This window comes from Vreelandella sp. H-I2 (genome assembly GCF_052959335.1).
The window spans coordinates 1-17,819 of sequence record NZ_JBRAMC010000001.1 but is presented as its reverse complement, the minus strand read 5'-3'; the positions used below and the strand labels follow the sequence as shown (position 1 = coordinate 17,819).

Sequence of the window (17,819 nt, the reverse complement as noted above, 5' to 3'; positions counted from 1 at the left end):
ACGATGGTAGTAGTAGACGGCATTTTTCTCTTCCTATGAGTGGTAAACGTGAATACAGCTTAGTCGCCATTGCGCATTTTCGCACCTTTGGGGTTCGCACCTTTGGGGAAAGGTCAGCGGAGTGGGCTACCTTCCTCGTCGTTTCTATTTTGGTCACTGACCATATCCTGACTACCCTTATAAGCAAATTAGGTTATTTCTTAAAATATTTCCTCAAACGAGTTACAAGGAGGCGACCACCATGGAGACTGCACACGTTTATCGCATGAAAACGGCTGAGCACCTCTGCCCATTCGGTATGAAAACGGTCGATTTGTTAAAGCGAAAAGGGTATGAGGTTGACGACCACCCGCTGACATCCAGAGATGAAATTGATGCCTTCAAGGCCCAAGAGAAGGTAGATACCACGCCGCAAACCTATATTGGCGATAAACGAATTGGTGGTTATGAAGAGGTGCGGGAGCATCTCGGAATGAGCGCGTCTAGCGCGAAGGAAGTCACTTATCGGCCGGTGATCGCCATTTTTGTGACCGCTTTGCTGATTGGTTTAGCCGTTAGCTGGGTTGCCCATGGTACCTTGGTCGCGGCTCGAATGCCGGAGTATGCTGTGGCGACGGCGGTGGTGCTGCTAGGTTTGCAAAAACTGCAGGACGTGGAAAGCTTCAGCACTATGTTCCTTAACTATGATCTGTTAGCGCAGCGCTATGTCCCCTATAGCTATGTGTACCCCTACGCTGAAACCCTGGCAGGGATCTTGATGCTGGCGGGTGCCTTGATTTGGCTGGCAGCGCCGTTGGCACTGTTTATTGGCACGGTGGGCGCCGTCTCGGTTTTTAAAGCCGTTTATGTCGATAAGCGCGAGTTGAAATGCGCTTGTGTCGGTGGCAGCAGCAATGTGCCGCTAGGGTTTGTATCGCTAACGGAAAATATCGTAATGATACTGATGGGGCTATGGATGCCGCTTAAAATGTTGCTTTGAGCAGCGCCGATGCTGCCTTTCCCTTTCTCAGACCATGCTTGGGGAGCCACCACGAGGCTAAGCGCGGCGGCGGGCCACCTATTTTTTGATATTAGGAATACACCCATAAAGGAAAATTAATCAAGCCTACAAGATAGCGGTTTTTATCTTTTGAATTTGGCAAAAACTTATTTAAGTTAAAAAAATAACCGAATTAAATAATTTTTTTGACCATTACATATCACAGGTTAGATAAACACACCGTTATAAAGCGCACAGTGTGCACACAGCGAAGGGGAATCGTGAAAAGGAAGAGCAAGCAAGGATTGCTTGAGTAGCACAAGGATGCACGAACTGGATGTTTGTGGTGTAGGATCAGGGAAGACTGGATAAGGCCCGGCCAAGGAGTGGCTGGGCTTTTTTTTTAGCAAAAACATTACATATTTGTTAAGCGAGTATGACGTTTTTAAATATGCAAAATTGTTGCTTATTAGAGATTAAGCGTTTTTTCTTAATTAGTCATTCCTTTTTGTTAGCAAACGTAGCTAGCATGCATAGTGATAATAGAGTGAACTTAGCTCACTCAGCGGAATTTCAATGGCCGTTCGGCAATTAAGGCAGCGTAAGGTGGTGCTGTCCTTGCCTGTCCCTTCTAATCGAAAGTACTTGAAGTGCGGGGTTTTGGGTGACTCTGCGTTACCACAATGGCGACAGGTCACATCCAACCCCTTGACCTTATGACTAATGATAATATCTCGCACGCTGATCTCCTAACGCTAGGGTTAATGGTAGTACAAGCGTGGTAACATCCGTGTAGAACTTTGTAGCTGTTGCTTTTTAAAGTATAAGCAACGTTAGCGATACGCGCTAGGTGTAAATAAACTTCAATAGGTACACTAAGTTGATGTTATAAAAACTAATTTTTATAACTAAAAAATTATTTTATTAGTTAATAACCTAGGTTAGTTAAGGTCTTCTTTAAAAAGCGCATTCTTCACATTAAGCATAAGGAAGTGGCTTCAGGGAAGAAAGCGCCAGGATGGCTTAATGCTTCAAGGAAACACAAACAGGATGTTTGTGGAGAAATAGGAAGTCGTAATAAAGCCCCAGCCAAGGAATGGCTGGGGCTTATTTTTATACGTTTTATTTAAATTATACGTTTGTTTTATTCTTTCGTTTTAATCTTCTGTTTTATTTTCACTTTTGTTCTCTTCGCTATCAGGTTTATCACTACCCTGATGGGTGAGAGGGCTTGCTTGATCCAAACGTGGGTGGTTATCCAAGAACTCGCGCGCTAGATCAGGCATAGCATCCATGGCTTGCAGGGTATGTGTGAGGGCATAAATAGCCGCCAGCACATCCTGGGTATGGCCGGTTTCGGAGATGGTGTGCATATTACGGGTAGGGAAACCTATGGAGGTGGCGGCACTGTCGATAGAGGCCAATACGCCTGCCATCCCGTCGGTACCCGTATCCACACCGACAATATCGCGCTGCAGCGGAATATCCTGCTCTTTAGCGGCGGTGGCGATAATCCGGTTTAATTGCTCGCTGGCAATAGAGCCCACCGACATGGTGAACCCTTTACCCATTTCTAACGGCTGCATGCGCTTGTCACCGATACCCGGCGCGGCTACATAGTCGTGGTTCACATCCACACCAATCAATGCATCCGGCTTCATTTCGCCGGCCATTACGCGGCTGCCAAAACGGCCAATCTCTTCGTAGCTGGCAATAGCAAACAGTACGCGTACATTTTTCGTGCCTCCCGCTTCGGCGATAAGGCGCGCCACCTCGGCTGCCACAAAGCAGCCCAGGCCGTTATCCAAGTAAGCGCCGTAAAAAGTATTGGGGCTAAAGCCAGGGCGGATAGGGCGGTCAAAAATAATTGAATCGCCGGGGCGTACACCCAGATTCAATACCTGCTGCTTTTTATTTTCGCCGTGAATTTGCAAGTCCAGATAGATCTGCTCTTTCTTGATGCCTTTGCTGCCATCGCGTTGGGCTGGGTCAGAGAAGTGAATGGCGCCCAGCGCTTCTACGGTGCCGCCTTCAATGCTGCGATAGCTGCCGGGCTGTTCCGGGTCTTCGCTGAACAGTTTGACCTCGTGGCCGATCAGCACGGTGGGCAGGAACGAGTCAGTGTTGATCCAGATCTTGCCGTCTTCGCCAACCGAGCGCACCTGCATGCGGATTTTATCCGCATGGCCGATCAGCATGACCTTGAACATATCGTCGCGGCCGGGGTGGGTATCCAGCACAACGCCCGCGTTACCCTTGAACTGATGCAGGTGCCAATCATTTGGCGCAAAACTTTCAAAATGGGGCTTGAGCACGCCATACGTCATGGCGGCTTCCAAGCCCACAGGGCTTGGCGCAGCAAGAATATCGCGCATCAGCTTGAACTGCGCGTCGGGCATCGGTTGCGTCCAGGGTTTTGCAGTATCACTCATCGTTTTCGCTCGCTTAGTAAGGTGGGTGTTCGTCTCCTCTAGTCTGCCAGATTCCTACCCGGCGTGTAGAGAAAGCCGGGTGAAATCCTACTTAAATAGAATGCTGAATTAGCTTATGTAGCGCGCTGGTTGCCGCAGAGGGTGGGTGGCGGCGACTTAATATAATGCCCAGCTCGCGGCGAATGGTGGGGTCAACCAGCGGACGGTGCTCGATACCGTCGGTAGCAATCTGGCGAAAACTGAGAAAAGGCAGCACGCTGATGCCAAGCCCCGCCGCCACCATGCGCCCGACCGTGGCGATCTGGCGGGCGTCGCACAAAATATCCAGCCGTTCACCCACGCTCTGCATGATGCGGTCGATATCCTGGCGTGAGCTGGAAAGGCGGTTAATACCAATAAATGGATAAGCTGCAAGTTGGCGCCAGGCTACTGATGACTGTGTGAGCAGCGGATGACCACAGGGACAAACGGCCACATAGCTATCTTCGAGAATGCGCTCAAAGGTCAGGTCATCTGAATCGCTGGGTGGCACGGATAGGCCAAGATCGGCGCGGCCTTCGCGGACCATTTGGTTGATCTGATCCGCCAGTACATCGTGAAGGCTCAAGTTAATGCGTGGGTAAGTCTCATGAAAGCGTTTGAGTACTTCGGGGAAAAGCCCCGCCGCCAGCGTGGGTAGAGCGGCGACCGTTACCTTGCCACGCTGCTTGGAAAACTGATCGCTAAGGTCTTCAAACGCCTCATTCCAATCATTCAATAGCCGGATAGCAATAGGCAAAAAGGCATCGCCTTCCGGGGTCAGAGCGAGCTGACGCGCCGTGCGGGCGAATAGCGCACCGCCCACGTTATCTTCCAGTTTGCGCAGGGCGATGGAAATGGCCGGCTGGGAAAGGTGAACACGCTCGCTGGCTTCTGCAAGGCTGCGAGAGTGGGCGACGGCAACAAATACACGAAGCTGCTGGATGCTTGGATTCATTTAGAAAGTAAAACACAAATTAAAAACTATTCAATAAACAAAAAGGTGGGTCGGTCCTATCATCTTTTTTTCAACAAAAATAAATCGAGGTGAAAAATATGAAGAGCAAAAACATGCTATCAGGTGCCGCTGGATTGCTAGGTCTCTGTCTGTTGACGCCTGGCGTCGTCGGGGCCGCTAACGCAAGTGAGCTGACCTGGTTAAGAATCGTGAGTGAAAAAAGTTACGATGGTGAAAGTAACGACCTGGTAACGGCGGGGCTGGGTATCAACGCGTTGATCAATGAAAGTGCGCCGCAATTTTTAGATCCGTTGGCGCCCACCGCTGAAGAGTTGAGGCGTAACTCGCTTTTCACTAAAGGTACCGCGGGGTTTGGCGTTACCTACGGGCCTAATGTCGATGCCTCTACGGGCAGCCTAGTGCATCAAGAGTTGATCGCCGGCTCTGAAATCATTGCCTACGCCGACGATGGCAGCGGAGACGAAAACGTTTCTCTGTTACTCCAGGTGCCTGAACATTTTGATTGGCATGCACCCTGTATTCTGGCGGTACCAGTGGCAGGTTCTGCCAGCCTGTTTCGCGATGTCGCGACCATTGGTTACTGGGGGCTGCAAAAGAACTGTGCGGTGACCTACACCGATAAAGGGCTGGGTAACGGCTTTCATGATCTTGAAAGCGATACCGTGACGCGCTTCGACGGCGTTCGCTTGCCAGTGAACGAGGCAGGGCTGGATTCTCTTTTTGCCGCTGACATGACATCTGGCGAGCGTCACCGTTTCTTGAGTGATTACCCCCATAGAATTGCATTCAAGCATGCGCATTCGCGCCAGAACCCTGATGCCTCCTGGGGGCGGGATGTCCTGCGCTCCATACAGTTCGCCCTTTTTCAGTTAAATCAGCTAAGACCTGACGAAGCAAGCGAGTTAGGCGCGGCGAACACCACGGTAATGGTCGCCGGAAACTCAAACGGTGGCGGCGCTGCTTTATATGCTGGCGAAAGCGACCGGGAAGGGTTGATCGACGGCATTGTGGCAGCCCAACCGCAAGTACAGCTTCAGCCCGATGAGCGAGTTTCAGTTACCAGGGGCGAGCGAACGAGAGAGGGCACGGGGCGTTCTCTGATGGACTACTTTACCTATGCGATTCTCTATCAGCCTTGTGCTGCCATTGCGACACCTGATGCACCCATGAGGCAAGCAATCACCCAAGCGGAACAGCGCTGCCAGAGTTTGAAAGAACGCGGGTTATTACAGGCCGAAACGCTACCGGAACAAGGGCGTGAGGCGCTGGAAAATTTGCATATGTACGGCTGGGAGCCCGAGTCGGATATTCTTCACGCCTCGCACTATGCAATAGCACCTACCGCTACCGCCGTTAAATATGCAAGCTCCCATGGGCGCTTTGGGGTGGAAGAGCGTCTTTGTGGCTATAGCTTTGCCTCTGTTAATGAACAGGGCATGCCCCAAACAGTGCCGGAAGAGGAGCTGGCGGTTATTTTTGCCACGGCGCCGGGCGGCGCTCCCGCAGGATCAATTGACATTATAAATGATGAAAACCCGAGCGGCCCCATGAAGGATTCGCTATCTAGCTCTCCCAGTAGTGGGCGTCAGGATTACAATCTGGATGGTGCTCTTTGCCTACGTGAGTTGACGGTAGGCGACTCTGAAAATGCCTTACGTGTACAGGCGGGCATTGCAGATGTTCAAGGCAGCGCTGATTTAGGGGGTATCAGTACGTTAATCGTGCACGGCCGGTCTGATGCGCGTGTTCCTGTCGGCTTTACTTCGCGGCCTTATCTGGCACTCAATTCCCTGACGGATTCTCAGCCTAACGTGCACCTCTACGAGCTAACCAACGTGGAGCACTTTGGTGCAAAGATGCCTGGCTATGCTGAGCATTTCGTGCCGATTCAACCGTACCATATAGAGGCACTGGAACTAATGTATGACCATCTTCGCCATGGTACATCGCTGCCACCTAGCCAAGTGGTTCGGCTCGTACCGGGCGAAAATGGCGAACCCGCTGGCGCGCAACGGCCTTCCATTCTTATGCAGCCACAAGCAAGCGATATTATTAGTACCCGCAAGGGGCGCGTAACCATACCCGATTGAATCACGTTGCCAGGGCACCATGCGGGTATTATAGAACACGCTTAAGATATTTATAAAATAAAACAAAAACCAAAAAATATTCAATATACAAAACTGAAAGCCGACGCCATTCTTGAAGTGCTGCGGCTACCCACCGCGCGGCACAAGGCTAAACCACACTAAAATAACAATGGCCCGTTAAGCGGGCCTTGGAGATACGATGAAAACGCTACTTACCGCCATGGTGGCAAGCGCCGCGGTGCTGGCCGCTGCTACCACCCAAGCCGATGAGCGTCTGCTGATCGGGTCTACTTCCAGCTCATCCAGCCACTACAGCTACTTTGTCGCGGTTAACCAGCTCATCAACAACCAAGTCGAAGGGATTAGTTCTTCGGTTGCTGAAACTGGCGCCACGGTAGATAACCTTCGTCGTTTAGGGCGCGATCAAATCGATATGGGGCTAGTGACGACCAATACGGGGTATCACGCCTATGCCGGTAAAGAGGATTTTGAAGGCCGCCCGGTCGATAACCGCCTGCTATGGGTCTATACCGTGGCACCGCAAAACGCCGTAATGCGCCAGGATGCCAACGTAGATACTTTCGCCGACCTGGATGGGGTGCGCTTTAACCCCGGTATTACCGGATCAGCCACTGAGAAAACCACCGAAGCGGTCATGCGTACCCTCGGCATCGAACCGGACTATGTGCGTGGCTCTACCACCGACATGGTCGATGCCATGAAAGATGGCCGGGTGATGGGCTCGGTGAAATCAGGGGTCGGTGAGCGTCTGGATGGCTCCTCCATGGATATCGCGACGTTTACCCCCATCAGCGTGCTGTCTCTCGATGAAGCGCAGGCTGACACGCTACGTAGCGAAATGCCCGATGTGGCAATTGTCGATGTGCCGGAAGGCGCCGCAGAGGGTATTCCCGCTTATACCACCTGGGCGTTTGGTGTCGCTGTGCATGCTCATCCCGATATGGATGAAGAAACAGCCTATCAAATCGTCAAGGCAGTGATGGAGAACCCAGAGCCACAGATAAACGCCTTTGCCGCCATGCGTGATGCTGACGTCGCCAAGATGACCTTAGAGGTCGGCACTGTTCCGCTGCACGCTGGTGCCGCACGCTATTTTGAAGAGCAGGGGTATGACATCCCCGACGCCTTGCAGCCTGTTCAGTAAGGTCAATCGGAGAAGATGATCATGCGTGAGACAGTCACCAAAGGGTTGGCGCTGCTGCTGGGCGGGCTAATCCTTTATACCTCCGCCACGGGTCCGTTTGAGAGCTTGATTCAGCGGAGTATCTTTCTCGCGCTGGTCATCCTGCTGGGGCTTGCCGTGTACCCGTTAGGGGCAGGCAAGCGCTGGCGCCCTCTGGGGATTGCCATTGATATGCTATTAGGGGCCGGGGTGGTATGGGCCTGTAGCTACGTGGCGTTGAACCACGAACAAATTCTGGTCGAGCTTCCCTGGGCGACGCCGCGGGACATGCTGCTGACCAGCGTACTGCTGGTGGCTATTCTGGAGCTTTCGCGACGCGCCATCGGGGCCATTTTTCCGCTGCTGGTATTGGCGGGGCTGGCGTATGCATGGCTAGGGGCATTGATCCCCGGCCCGCTTGGCCACCGTGGGTTCGACCTTTACTACATGACCGAAACGCTCTACCTCGGAGATTTAGGCGTCTGGGGTATGTTAGTGGGGGTTGCCGCCACCACCATCGCGGCGTTTGTCCTGTTTGGCTGCTTGTTGTTGCATACCGGGGGCGGCAACACCTTTATGGATTTGGCGCTGCGTATCAGCGGCCGTTCGCCGGGCGGTGCTGCCAAGGTTGCCACCGTTGCCTCTGGGCTGTTTGGCATGGTGAGCGGCAGCGCGGTGGCCAACGTGGCAACCACGGGTAACTTTACCATCCCCATGATGAAACGCTTAAATTATCCCCGTCCGTTTGCGGCCGGGGTGGAAGCGGTGGCCTCGACCGGTGGGCAAATTGCACCGCCGATTTTAGGCGCAGCGGCCTTTATCATGGCCGAGATTCTAGGCGAAAGTTATCTACGCATTGCATTAGCGGCATTGCTACCGGCAATACTGTTCTACTTGGGCGTGTTTGTGACCATTCACTTGGTGGCTAAGCGTCGGCAGCTGCAGGTGGTCCCTGATAAAGAGCTACCCACCTGGTCGGACGTGATGCGCCCTGAACGTATTATTCCGATCTTGGCCGCGCTAGGTGGATTGTTTTACGGCGTACTAAGTGGCCGTTCGATCCAGATGTCGGCGTTCTACGGCATTCTGATGACCGTACTGACCTTTGTACCCTTTGCCTTCATCTCAAAAATGCCGCTACGCGAGATAGTGGGCAAGCTGGTGGCTGGCTTGGTCGATGCAGGCAAAGGCATGGTAATTATTGGTGTGCTGCTTGCCGGCGCACAGATATTGGTTGCCATGATCGGCATGACGGGAATTGGCGTAACGCTTGCGAGCTTGATTGTCACGGTAGGCGGTGAATCGCTTTTTCTGGTGGCGCTGATCGTGGGTGGCGTATGTCTTATTTTGGGCATGGGCATCCCCACCACGGCGGCCTATGTGTTGGTGGCGTCGGTGTTGGCTCCTGCGCTCACAGCAATAGGCGTTGAGCCACTGATTGCTCACCTTTTCGTTTTCTATTTCGCCACACTATCGGTCATTACGCCGCCGGTTTGTATTGCGGTTTTTGTGGCCTCGGGTATTGCCGACACTAACTGGTTGCCCGCGGCGGTTGAATCGGTGCGCCTGGCGGCCGCTATTTATGTGATTCCCTTCTTGTTGCTGATTTACCCAGCGTTGGCGGGATTTGGCAGCGCGTTGGATATCGGCTTGGCCGCTAGCCAAGGCGTGGTGTTCGTCATCGCATTTGCCGCATTGATGTCTCGTGTGTCCATGACGGGTAAGCGAGTGATTGATGCCGTCGCACTGATCGCGGTAATAGGCCTTGCGCTAACGCCCGGCTGGCTGACGACACTGGCGGCCCTGGCGCTAATTGTGGGGCTCTTTATACGTCGCCGCGCATTGCTGGATAACGAACCCGTCGATCACTCCTCCCTTCAGGCCTCTCATCAGACCTCTCAACAGAGCTCTCATCAGACCAAGGAGACACATCTATGAGCTTTTTACTTGGTAGCGGGGCGGGGTTTTCTGGTGACCGAACTGATGCAGCCGTGGCGGTGGTGGCCGAATTAATCAAACGGCAGCAGCCCGCCGCCTTGGTGTTTGAAACCCTGGGTGAACGAACGCTTGCGGCTGCCCATCGAGCAATGCGTGAAGATCCTGAAAGTGGCTTTGAACCACTATTAGATGAACTGCTGGCCCCGGTGCTGCGTGATTGCCTGGACCACAACATTAAGATCTTAGGGAACTTCGGGGCAGCAAACCCGCAGGGTGCTTGCCAGGTCATCGCTGATCTGGCGGTACAGCTTGGCCGGAAGAATGTGCGTATTGCTCAGGTACACGGCGATGATATTCGCCAGCAACTGCATGACGTGGATTTACAGCGCTGGGAAGCCGAACGTCTCAAACTGCCCAGCGATGACGCCTTGATTTCTGCCAATGTCTATTTGGGCGCCAAGGCGTTGGCTGACGCATTGGCGATGCAGGCGGAGGTTGTCGTTACCGGGCGTGTTGCCGACCCTGCGCTGTTTCTGGCTCCGCTAATGCACCACTTTGATTGGCGTTGGGACGATTGGAACCGCCTGGCCTGCGGCATGATGGCGGGACATTTGGCTGAGTGCGGCGCCCAGGTAAGTGGCGGCTATTTTGCCGACCCGGGGTTTAAGGACGTGGCAGGGCTTGCCACGGTGGGCTATCCGATCATTGAAGTTGAACAGGATGGGCGCCTTATCATTACCAAGCCTGCCGATACGGGTGGCTGCGTTACCGAGCAAACGGTCAAAGAGCAGTTGCTCTACGAAGTTCACGACCCGGCCAATTACCTGACCCCTGATGTCACGGTAGACCTTTCCGATGCGGTGGTGCGTCAACTGGCGCCCAATTGTGTGGAGGTAACGGGCATTCGTGGCAAGCCTGCCCCGGAGCGGCTTAAAACAACGGTATGTTACGACGGGGGATGGCAGGGAGAAGCAGAAATCTCCTATGCCGGACCCAATGCGCTGGCGAGGGCCCAGTTGGCTGCCCAGGTACTGCGTGAAAGACTGGTGTTTCGTGCCCCCGCAGAGCTGCGTACCCGCTTGGATATTATTGGCTTGGCCAGCGTGTTTGATAGTGATAGTGGTGAGTTACAGCGAAGCGTACCGACGTCCACCAACGGCGATTTTCGACTGAGGCTGGCCGCCGAACACAGCGAACGGCGCTGGGTGGAACGTGCAACACAAGAGCTACTCGCCCTTTATTGTGCCGGCCCCGCTGGCGGTGGTGGGGTGCGTCGCCAGTTTCAACAACGGGTGTTTACCGCGTCGTATTTAGTCAAGCGAAGCGACATTCATGCCCATGCCACGATGTTTGAGCCGTCGGCCCAAGATACCCACAGGAGCGAACGCTATGCGGCAAGCTGAACACACCCCAACCGCAGCGTCTCCGCGCACTTCGGTTTCACTTCATCAACTGGCGCATGCCCGTGCGGGGGATAAAGGCGAGCGCCTCAACGTGGCGCTATTTGCCTATGACCCAGACCACTACGCTGCTTTGCTTGAGCAGGTAACGGAAGCGCGGGTGCTGGCGTTATTTGCCCACCGTGGCGCCAGCCAAGTGCGGCGCTACCCATTACCTAACCTGGCGGGCATGAACTTTGTGATTGATGACGTGCTTCAGGGGGGAGTTAATGGCGCCCTCAACTTGGATGGGCACGGCAAAACGCTGTCGTTTCTGCTGTTAAGCCTGGAGGTGACTATTTAGCCAGAGCTTTTAGCCAGACCCTCGACCTAGGTGGTCATGACGCGCTGCCCAAAACGCCTTACTATGCATAAAATTGTATGCGCGCTAATCAATATAGCGTTTGCTAATATAATAAAAGCAGTGTTCAAGGAGCAGCACTATGGCCGCGGCCAGCTTGCGTTCGCAGCGTCTTAAAGTATTGCTGGCCGGGGTGTTCAGCCAGCTTCTGTGTATCGGGATCGCCCGCTTTGCCTATACGCCATTGCTGCCGGTCATGCAGCAGCAAACCTGGATGGGCGATGCCGACGGTGGCTGGCTTGCCGCGCTTAACTACGCAGGCTACATGCTGGGTGCCGTGCTGGCGGCCTTGATTCACAGCATCTATATCAAGGACACGCTTTACCGCATTGGCCTGGTGCTGGCCGTACTCACCACCGTGGGCATGGCCCTGGCGGATAACTTCTGGCTGTGGGCAGGGCTGCGTTTTTTTGCGGGCCTTTCCAGCAGTGCCGCCATGCTCTTGGCATCGGGGTTGATTCTTCACTGGTTAATGAATCACCAGCAGCGCGGGGAACTGGGCATTCATTTTGCCGGGCTGGGTGTGGGGATTGTTCTGGCGGCGGTGGCGGTAGAACTCATGCTTTCATTCTCGCTTGGTTGGCAGGCGCAGTGGTGGCTTTTCGCTCTGCTAGGGGCCGTGTTGTTGGTGCCCGCCTGGCGCTGGCTGCCGCGCCCGGTAAAACCGGTTGCCGGTGCCCACCAGGCTAAGGCGCCTGCCGCCATGCCGCCTTCACGTACCTTTATGCGTTTAATGTTGCCTGCCTATTTCTGTGCCGGGTACGGCTATGTCATTAACGCCACCTTTATCGTCACGATCGTGGAGCGCGAACCGTTGCTGGCGGGAATGGGCAACTGGACGTTTGCCGTGGTGGGGCTGGCGGCCGCACCGGCCGTGATGCTTTGGGATCTTATCGCCCGGCGGGTTGGCTACCTGGGGGCCTTGATTATCGCGATGAGCATCCAGGTAGTCGGTATTGTGCTGCCTGCCATCAGCGCCAATCTCCCCGTCGTGATGCTGAGCGCAGTGCTGTATGGCGGCACCTTTCTTGGCTGCGTGAGTTTGGTGCTTACCATGGCGGGCAAGCTTTATCCGGCAAGCCCGGCGCGGCTGATGGGCCAGATGACCTTGGCGTATGGCGCCGCGCAGATTTTTGCACCTGCGTTAACCGGCGTACTGGCTGAAACCTCGGGCCACTATACCGTAGGCCTTTGGCTGGCTGGCGGTTTTGTAACGCTCGGTGCTGTGCTGCTTGCTTATCTACGCCAGGTAGACCAAACCGCCCAGCGTTTGGACGCCGCCGCTAAAGCCTCTGTGTACGCCTAGGGGCTGAGGCTTAGTGGGCATTGCCCGCGAAATCCTCTAGGATGAGCCCCTTTTTCTGACAGGAACTGGGCAAATGACCACGTCTGGACAACCTCGCACTCAGTGGCTAGGCCGCTGGGGGTTTATATTAGCGGCAACGGGTTCAGCGGTTGGGCTGGGCAATATCTGGAAATTCCCCTATATCACCGGAGAGTTCGGCGGTGGTGCCTTCGTGCTGGTTTACCTGGCCTGCATTTTTGCCGTGGGTGTGCCGGTGATGATGACCGAAATTGCCTTTGGTCGGCGTGGGCAGGGCAGCCCTGTGGATGCCATTCGCCGTGTGGTCAATGAGTCTGGTCGCGCATCGGCATGGTCGCTGGTCGGCTGGATGGCCATGCTCTGCGGCTTTATGGTGCTGTCATTTTACGTCGTCGTGGCGGGCTGGTCGTTTTCTTATCTGTGGAAAATGGTTACGGGCGGTCTCTCCGGCAGCAGCGTCGATGACATGGCCGCTGTGTTTGGTGCCAATAACGCCAACCCAATGACGCTGGGTTTCTGGAGTACGCTAGTCACGCTGCTGACCATGCTGATTGTCGGCAAAGGCGTACAGAAGGGCATCGAGAAAAGCGTGAGTTGGATGATGCCGGGCTTGGTGATCATGCTCGTGGTGCTGATTGGCTTTGGCATGTTCTCCGGCGGCTTTGGCGCGGCGGTCAGCTTCCTGTTTTCGTTTAACGCGGGTAGCCTTTCCAGCGAAGGTCTGCTGGCAGCGCTTGGCCACGCCTTCTTTACGCTCTCTCTCGCCTCCGGGGCGATTCTTACCTACGGCAGCTACCTGCCCAAAGGCGCCTCGATTGGCCGCACCACGGTGAGTGTTGCCGTGGCGGATACGGTGGTAGCGCTGATGGCGGGACTGGCGATATTTCCGGTCATTTTTGCCAACGGTATGGACCCCGGTGAAGGCCCCGGCTTGATCTTTATGAGCTTGCCGCTGGCCTTTCAGGCGATGCCGCTGGGTACGCTGTTTGGCAGCCTGTTTTTCTTAATGCTTTCTATGGCGGCGTTGACCTCGGCAATTTCCATGGTCGAAGCCACGGTTTCCTGGCTGTGTGATAACAAGGGCCTCTCGCGTCCGGCGGCCTCGTGGAGTACGGGTATTGTGCTTTGGATAATCAGTACCCTGGCGATGTTGTCGTTTAATCTGGGTGCTGATTGGACGCTGGCAGGTAAAACCTTTTTCGACTGGCTGGATTATCTGACATCACGCTGGATGATGCCGCTGGGCGGCTTAGGCATGGTGGTGCTGGCAGGCTTTATACTGAAGAGCGACACTTTCCGCGAGGAGCTGGGGCTTGCGCCGCTGCCCTACGTGCTATGGCTGACCATGGTGCGCTACGTTAGCCCGCTCGGCATTGTGGTGATTTTTGTCGATGCCCTGGGCGTCTATCAAGTCTCGTTCGCAGCGCATTGGCCGTGGCTGCTGGGGATTCTGGTTGCGATGGCGGCGCTGGGGGAAAGTCTAAGCCCGCGGCTGCGCTCTGCGCTTCGCACTGGCTAGGGTTTGTTGCTCGCGCTGCTTTGCCTTTTCCTTCGCCTCTGCGGCGGCCACCGCGCCGGGGTGAGTACCCACTTTCATCAGCTCATCCCAGCGTGTCGTAAAGCGGTCGGAGCGGTGGGCGCAGCGTAACTGCCAAGCAGCTTGGGCATCCGTCATACCAAAACTGATCGTGCCTTGTCCCATGCGCTGATTGATTTGGTCGACCGTGGCCATCAAAAACGGATGGCGATCACGGGTCGGTGGATGCAGCAGCGAAAGCTGATACTGCTCAGCGTCCACTAAATCGAGCAACATCACGCCCGCCTTCATAAACCGATAGCGGGGGCGGTGAATTTGCTCAAGCCCCTGGCGTACCGCGTCAAGAATTACTCGGGTGTCGTCGCTAGGTGAGGGCAGGGCGATGAGCGCCTGCGGAAAATATTGCGGTTGGTCACGGCGATGGCGGTTGGTTTTAAGAAATACCATGACCGCGCGTGCCAGGCTGCGCTGTTCGCGTAGTTTTTCAGCGCTACGCTGGGCGTGACGACGCAGCGCATTATGCACTTCTGTAAAAGCGCCCGTCATTTGGCCGAACGAGCGCGAGGTCATTATTCGCTGGCGCGGCTGTTCCAGCGCGTTCATTTCCAGGCAGGGGATGCCACGCAGCTCAAGCGCTGTGCGTGCCAACACCACCGAGAAGCGTTTGCGCAGCAGTTTTTCATCGCTTTCTCGCAAGTCCCAGGCGGTGTTGACGCCGCCAATGGCTAAGCGCTCGGCAAGCCGACGACCGACGCCCCACACACTGCCCACCGGGGTGCGTTTGAGCATTGCCTCGGTGGTATGGTCTTGTCCATTCAGCAGGCAAACACCTTCGTAGTGGGGGGCTTGCTTGGCGAGGTGGTTGGCCAGCTTGGCGAGCGTATGGGTCGTGGCCAACCCAATGCAGACCGGTAGGCCGAGGTGGCGGCGAATACGCTGACGCAACTGACGCCCCAGTGCCTCACATTGCTCTGCCGTCAACCCTTCTAAGTAGACGAACATTTCATCAATGGAGTAGGGCGCGACCTCTGGACAGGCGTCACGCAACAACTGGGCTAGCCGTGCCGACATATCGCCGTAAAGCTCGTAGTTTGAGGAGAGCAGATGGATCTCGCCACGCTGGCGCAGTCCTTCAAGCTTGAAAGCTGGCGTGCCCATGGGGATATCCAGCGCTTTCAATTCGGCTGAGCGCGCGATGACGCAACCATCATTATTCGACATAACGCCGACGGGCCGACCTTCCAGTTGGGGCTGAAAAACGCGCTCGCAGCTGACATAAAAATTATTAGCGTCGATTAATCCGATCATCACACTTCCTTAGCTCAACGTAAGTATTCGTGCACCACGGCGCGCACCACGCCCCATAATTGGCAGTCGCTGCCTTCAAGAGGAAGTGGCGGATAGTGCGGGTGGGTTGAACATAGATGCGGGGTGCCCTGGTAAAGCGCGTAGCGTTTAATCAGCGCTTCGCCTTCCAGCATCGCGACTAAAATATGGCCTAGGCGCGGCTCAATACCACGGTCAACGATGAGTAAATCACCCTCAAAAACACCCCAGCCTTCCATGCTGTCGCCGGTGGCGGTGACATAAAACGTCTCGGTGGGGTTTTTAACCAGCCGGGTATTGAGATCCAGCGTGCACGGCTCGTAATCCTGTGCAGGCGAAGGAAATCCGCTAAAACCCGCACGGCCCAAAAAGGTTAAATGCGGCAGCGGCTGGGCGCTTAACGGCAAAGCGGGGGTGAAGTGAGAAGATTGGCCCGGCATTGTCGGTATCCTGATGTTTAAAATATTGTATGAATATACAGTATTTTTTAACAGGAAAGAAAATGCAAATAGGTTGCGAGTTAAAGGTAACTAATCTTCTAAGATGGCTGTCCACTCGGTCAGCATTTAATGGCTGGTTCAACATGAAGCACACTCATGCACGACCTGATGCGGATGCGATGAAAGTCGCCTCAGGCTGCGTTATGATAGCGCCCTCGCTTCTCCCATGATGACCCTTTCTCGTTACGAGGTGCCCGCCGATGTTCAGCCGCGATATGACAATTGCCGGATTCGATGATGTGCTGTTTGATGCTATGCAGAAAGAAGTGGCGCGCCAGGAAGCCCACATCGAACTGATTGCTTCTGAAAACTACGCCAGCCCCCGCGTACTGGAAGCCCAGGGCAGCCAACTGACCAATAAATACGCTGAAGGCTACCCCGGTAAGCGTTACTACGGCGGTTGTGAATTCGTCGATATCGCTGAAAACCTGGCGATCGATTACGCCAAAGAGCTGTTCGGCGCTACCTACGTAAACGTTCAGCCGCACTCCGGCTCGCAAGCCAATAGCGCCGTTTTCCAGGCATTGGTCAAGCCAGGCGACACCATTCTAGGCATGAGCCTGGATGCCGGTGGCCACCTGACCCACGGCGCCAAGCCGAGCTTTTCGGGCAAGCACTATAACGCCATCCAGTACGGCCTCAATGACCAAGAGCTGATCGATTACGATCAAGTGGCCCAGCTTGCCCGTGAACACAAGCCGAAAATGATCATTGCTGGCTTCTCGGCCTACTCACAAATCGTCGATTGGGCCAAGTTTCGCGAAATTGCCGATGAAGTGGGCGCTTACTTACTGGTGGATATGGCCCACGTCTCAGGCTTAGTTGCGGCAGGTGTTTATCCAAGCCCCTTGCCCCATGCCCACGTGGTCACCTCCACCACGCACAAAACCCTGCGTGGCCCGCGGAGTGGCGTGATTCTCTCGGCGGAAAATGACGCGGATATCGAGAAAAAACTGCAGTCGGCTGTTTTTCCCGGCGGCCAGGGCGGCCCGTTGATGCACGTGATCGCGGCCAAAGCGGTGTGCTTCAAAGAAGCCATGGCGCCTGAATTCAAAGACTATCAGCAACAAGTGGTGAAAAACGCCAAATCAATGGCCAAGGTGTTCATGGACCGCGGTTACGACATCGTTTCCGGCGGTACTGAAGATCACCTCTTCCTACTCTCGCTGATCAAGCAAGGCGTTACCGGTAAAGATGCCGATGCGGCGCTAGGCCGTGCCCACATCACCGTGAACAAGAACGCCGTACCTAACGACCCGCAAAGCCCGTTCGTCACCTCCGGCCTGCGTATCGGTACACCGGCGGTCACCACGCGCGGTTTCGGTGAAGAAGAGTGTACCCGGCTTGCTGGGTGGATCTGCGATATTCTCGACGTACTGGCCAAAGGCGAAGACACCAGCGCTATTGAAGCGCAGGTGCTGGATAAAGTGGCTGAGGTCTGTGCACGGCTGCCTGTTTACAGATAAATTTATTGCGTGTGGTATTTGATCTTAAGCCCTGCTATTTGCAGGGCTCAGGTTGCTGACAAAGCGCTGGCGCTTTTGCCAGCGCTTTGCTTTTATGGGCACATGCTAAAAGATCCCTCTCCCCAACAGTTTGAACTCGAGATGGTCACGCTTGACGAGTTGGTGCCTCAGAATCACCTGCTGCGTAAGATTGATGCCACCCTCGACTTCTCCTTTATCCGTGACCAAGTACGCCATCTCTATTGCG

Annotated in this window: 14 protein-coding genes and 1 pseudogene; 10 read left to right on the top strand and 5 right to left on the bottom strand. The window is 54.8% G+C overall.

Features of this window, described 5'->3' with window-relative positions; genetic code table 11:
* The first annotated feature begins 241 nt into the window (after positions 1 to 241).
* Positions 242 to 979: a glutaredoxin gene (locus ACUVOF_RS00075; RefSeq protein WP_447042431.1), complete on the top strand. Its 738-nt coding sequence runs from the start codon at positions 242 to 244 to the stop codon at positions 977 to 979.
* 524 nt (positions 980 to 1,503) lie between these two features.
* Here ACUVOF_RS00075 and ACUVOF_RS00070 read toward each other — a convergent pair.
* The 3 genes from ACUVOF_RS00070 to ACUVOF_RS00060 all read right to left on the bottom strand — a co-directional run bounded on the left by ACUVOF_RS00070 (position 1,504) and on the right by ACUVOF_RS00060 (position 4,387).
* Positions 1,504 to 1,719, bottom strand: coding sequence for a hypothetical protein (locus ACUVOF_RS00070; protein WP_447042430.1), 216 nt, complete (start codon positions 1,717 to 1,719; stop codon positions 1,504 to 1,506).
* A 417-nt stretch (positions 1,720 to 2,136) separates the two neighbouring features.
* Entirely contained in the window at positions 2,137 to 3,411 is a 1,275-nt protein-coding gene (locus ACUVOF_RS00065; protein WP_447042429.1) for a M20/M25/M40 family metallo-hydrolase, read from the bottom strand.
* Positions 3,412 to 3,502: 91 nt separating this feature from the next.
* The gene (locus tag ACUVOF_RS00060; RefSeq protein ID WP_447042428.1) at positions 3,503 to 4,387 is read right to left on the bottom strand and encodes a LysR family transcriptional regulator; all 885 of its coding nucleotides are present in this window, start codon (positions 4,385 to 4,387) and stop codon (positions 3,503 to 3,505) included.
* 98 nt (positions 4,388 to 4,485) lie between these two features.
* On the opposite strand from ACUVOF_RS00060, the gene ACUVOF_RS00055 reads away from it, so the two are divergent.
* From ACUVOF_RS00055 to ACUVOF_RS00025, 7 genes are all read left to right on the top strand, one after another.
* Complete coding sequence (locus ACUVOF_RS00055) at positions 4,486 to 6,498, top strand: 3-hydroxybutyrate oligomer hydrolase family protein (protein WP_447042427.1); 2,013 nt, start codon at positions 4,486 to 4,488, stop codon at positions 6,496 to 6,498.
* Positions 6,499 to 6,697: 199 nt separating this feature from the next.
* Positions 6,698 to 7,663, top strand: a complete 966-nt coding sequence (locus ACUVOF_RS00050) for a TAXI family TRAP transporter solute-binding subunit (RefSeq protein WP_447042426.1) — start codon at positions 6,698 to 6,700, stop codon at positions 7,661 to 7,663.
* Between the two features lie 21 nt (positions 7,664 to 7,684).
* Entirely contained in the window at positions 7,685 to 9,619 is a 1,935-nt protein-coding gene (locus ACUVOF_RS00045; RefSeq protein ID WP_447042425.1) for a TRAP transporter permease, read from the top strand.
* Positions 9,616 to 11,022, top strand: a complete 1,407-nt coding sequence (locus ACUVOF_RS00040) for an acyclic terpene utilization AtuA family protein (RefSeq protein WP_447042424.1) — start codon at positions 9,616 to 9,618, stop codon at positions 11,020 to 11,022. Before ACUVOF_RS00045 ends, ACUVOF_RS00040 begins: the two co-directional genes overlap by 4 nt.
* Complete coding sequence (locus tag ACUVOF_RS00035) at positions 11,009 to 11,362, top strand: AtuA-related protein (RefSeq protein WP_447042423.1); 354 nt, start codon at positions 11,009 to 11,011, stop codon at positions 11,360 to 11,362. Before ACUVOF_RS00040 ends, ACUVOF_RS00035 begins: the two co-directional genes overlap by 14 nt.
* 139 nt (positions 11,363 to 11,501) lie before the next feature.
* On the top strand, positions 11,502 to 12,725 hold the full coding sequence (locus tag ACUVOF_RS00030; RefSeq protein WP_447042422.1) for a YbfB/YjiJ family MFS transporter: 1,224 nt from the start codon (positions 11,502 to 11,504) through the stop codon (positions 12,723 to 12,725).
* 73 nt (positions 12,726 to 12,798) lie between these two features.
* Entirely contained in the window at positions 12,799 to 14,262 is a 1,464-nt protein-coding gene (locus ACUVOF_RS00025) for a sodium-dependent transporter (RefSeq protein ID WP_447042421.1), read from the top strand.
* On the opposite strand, the gene ACUVOF_RS00020 is transcribed toward ACUVOF_RS00025, so the two are convergent.
* Together ACUVOF_RS00020 and ACUVOF_RS00015 are read right to left on the bottom strand one after the other, a co-directional pair.
* Positions 14,224 to 15,588: a Y-family DNA polymerase gene (locus ACUVOF_RS00020; protein ID WP_447042420.1), complete on the bottom strand. Its 1,365-nt coding sequence runs from the start codon at positions 15,586 to 15,588 to the stop codon at positions 14,224 to 14,226. The two genes, ACUVOF_RS00025 and ACUVOF_RS00020, sit on opposite strands and share 39 nt — an antisense overlap.
* Before the next feature lie 14 nt (positions 15,589 to 15,602).
* A complete protein-coding gene (locus ACUVOF_RS00015; RefSeq protein ID WP_447042419.1) occupies positions 15,603 to 16,046 on the bottom strand; it encodes a LexA family protein in 444 nt (147 codons plus the stop codon).
* Positions 16,047 to 16,306: 260 nt separating this feature from the next.
* Here ACUVOF_RS00015 and glyA point away from each other — a divergent pair, with 260 nt between their 5' ends.
* Together glyA and ACUVOF_RS00005 are read left to right on the top strand one after the other, a co-directional pair.
* Positions 16,307 to 17,572, top strand: a complete 1,266-nt coding sequence (gene glyA / locus ACUVOF_RS00010; RefSeq protein WP_447042418.1) for a serine hydroxymethyltransferase — start codon at positions 16,307 to 16,309, stop codon at positions 17,570 to 17,572.
* Positions 17,573 to 17,674: 102 nt separating this feature from the next.
* A pseudogene (locus ACUVOF_RS00005) lies at positions 17,675 to 17,819 on the top strand (IS5/IS1182 family transposase); the annotation flags it as partial.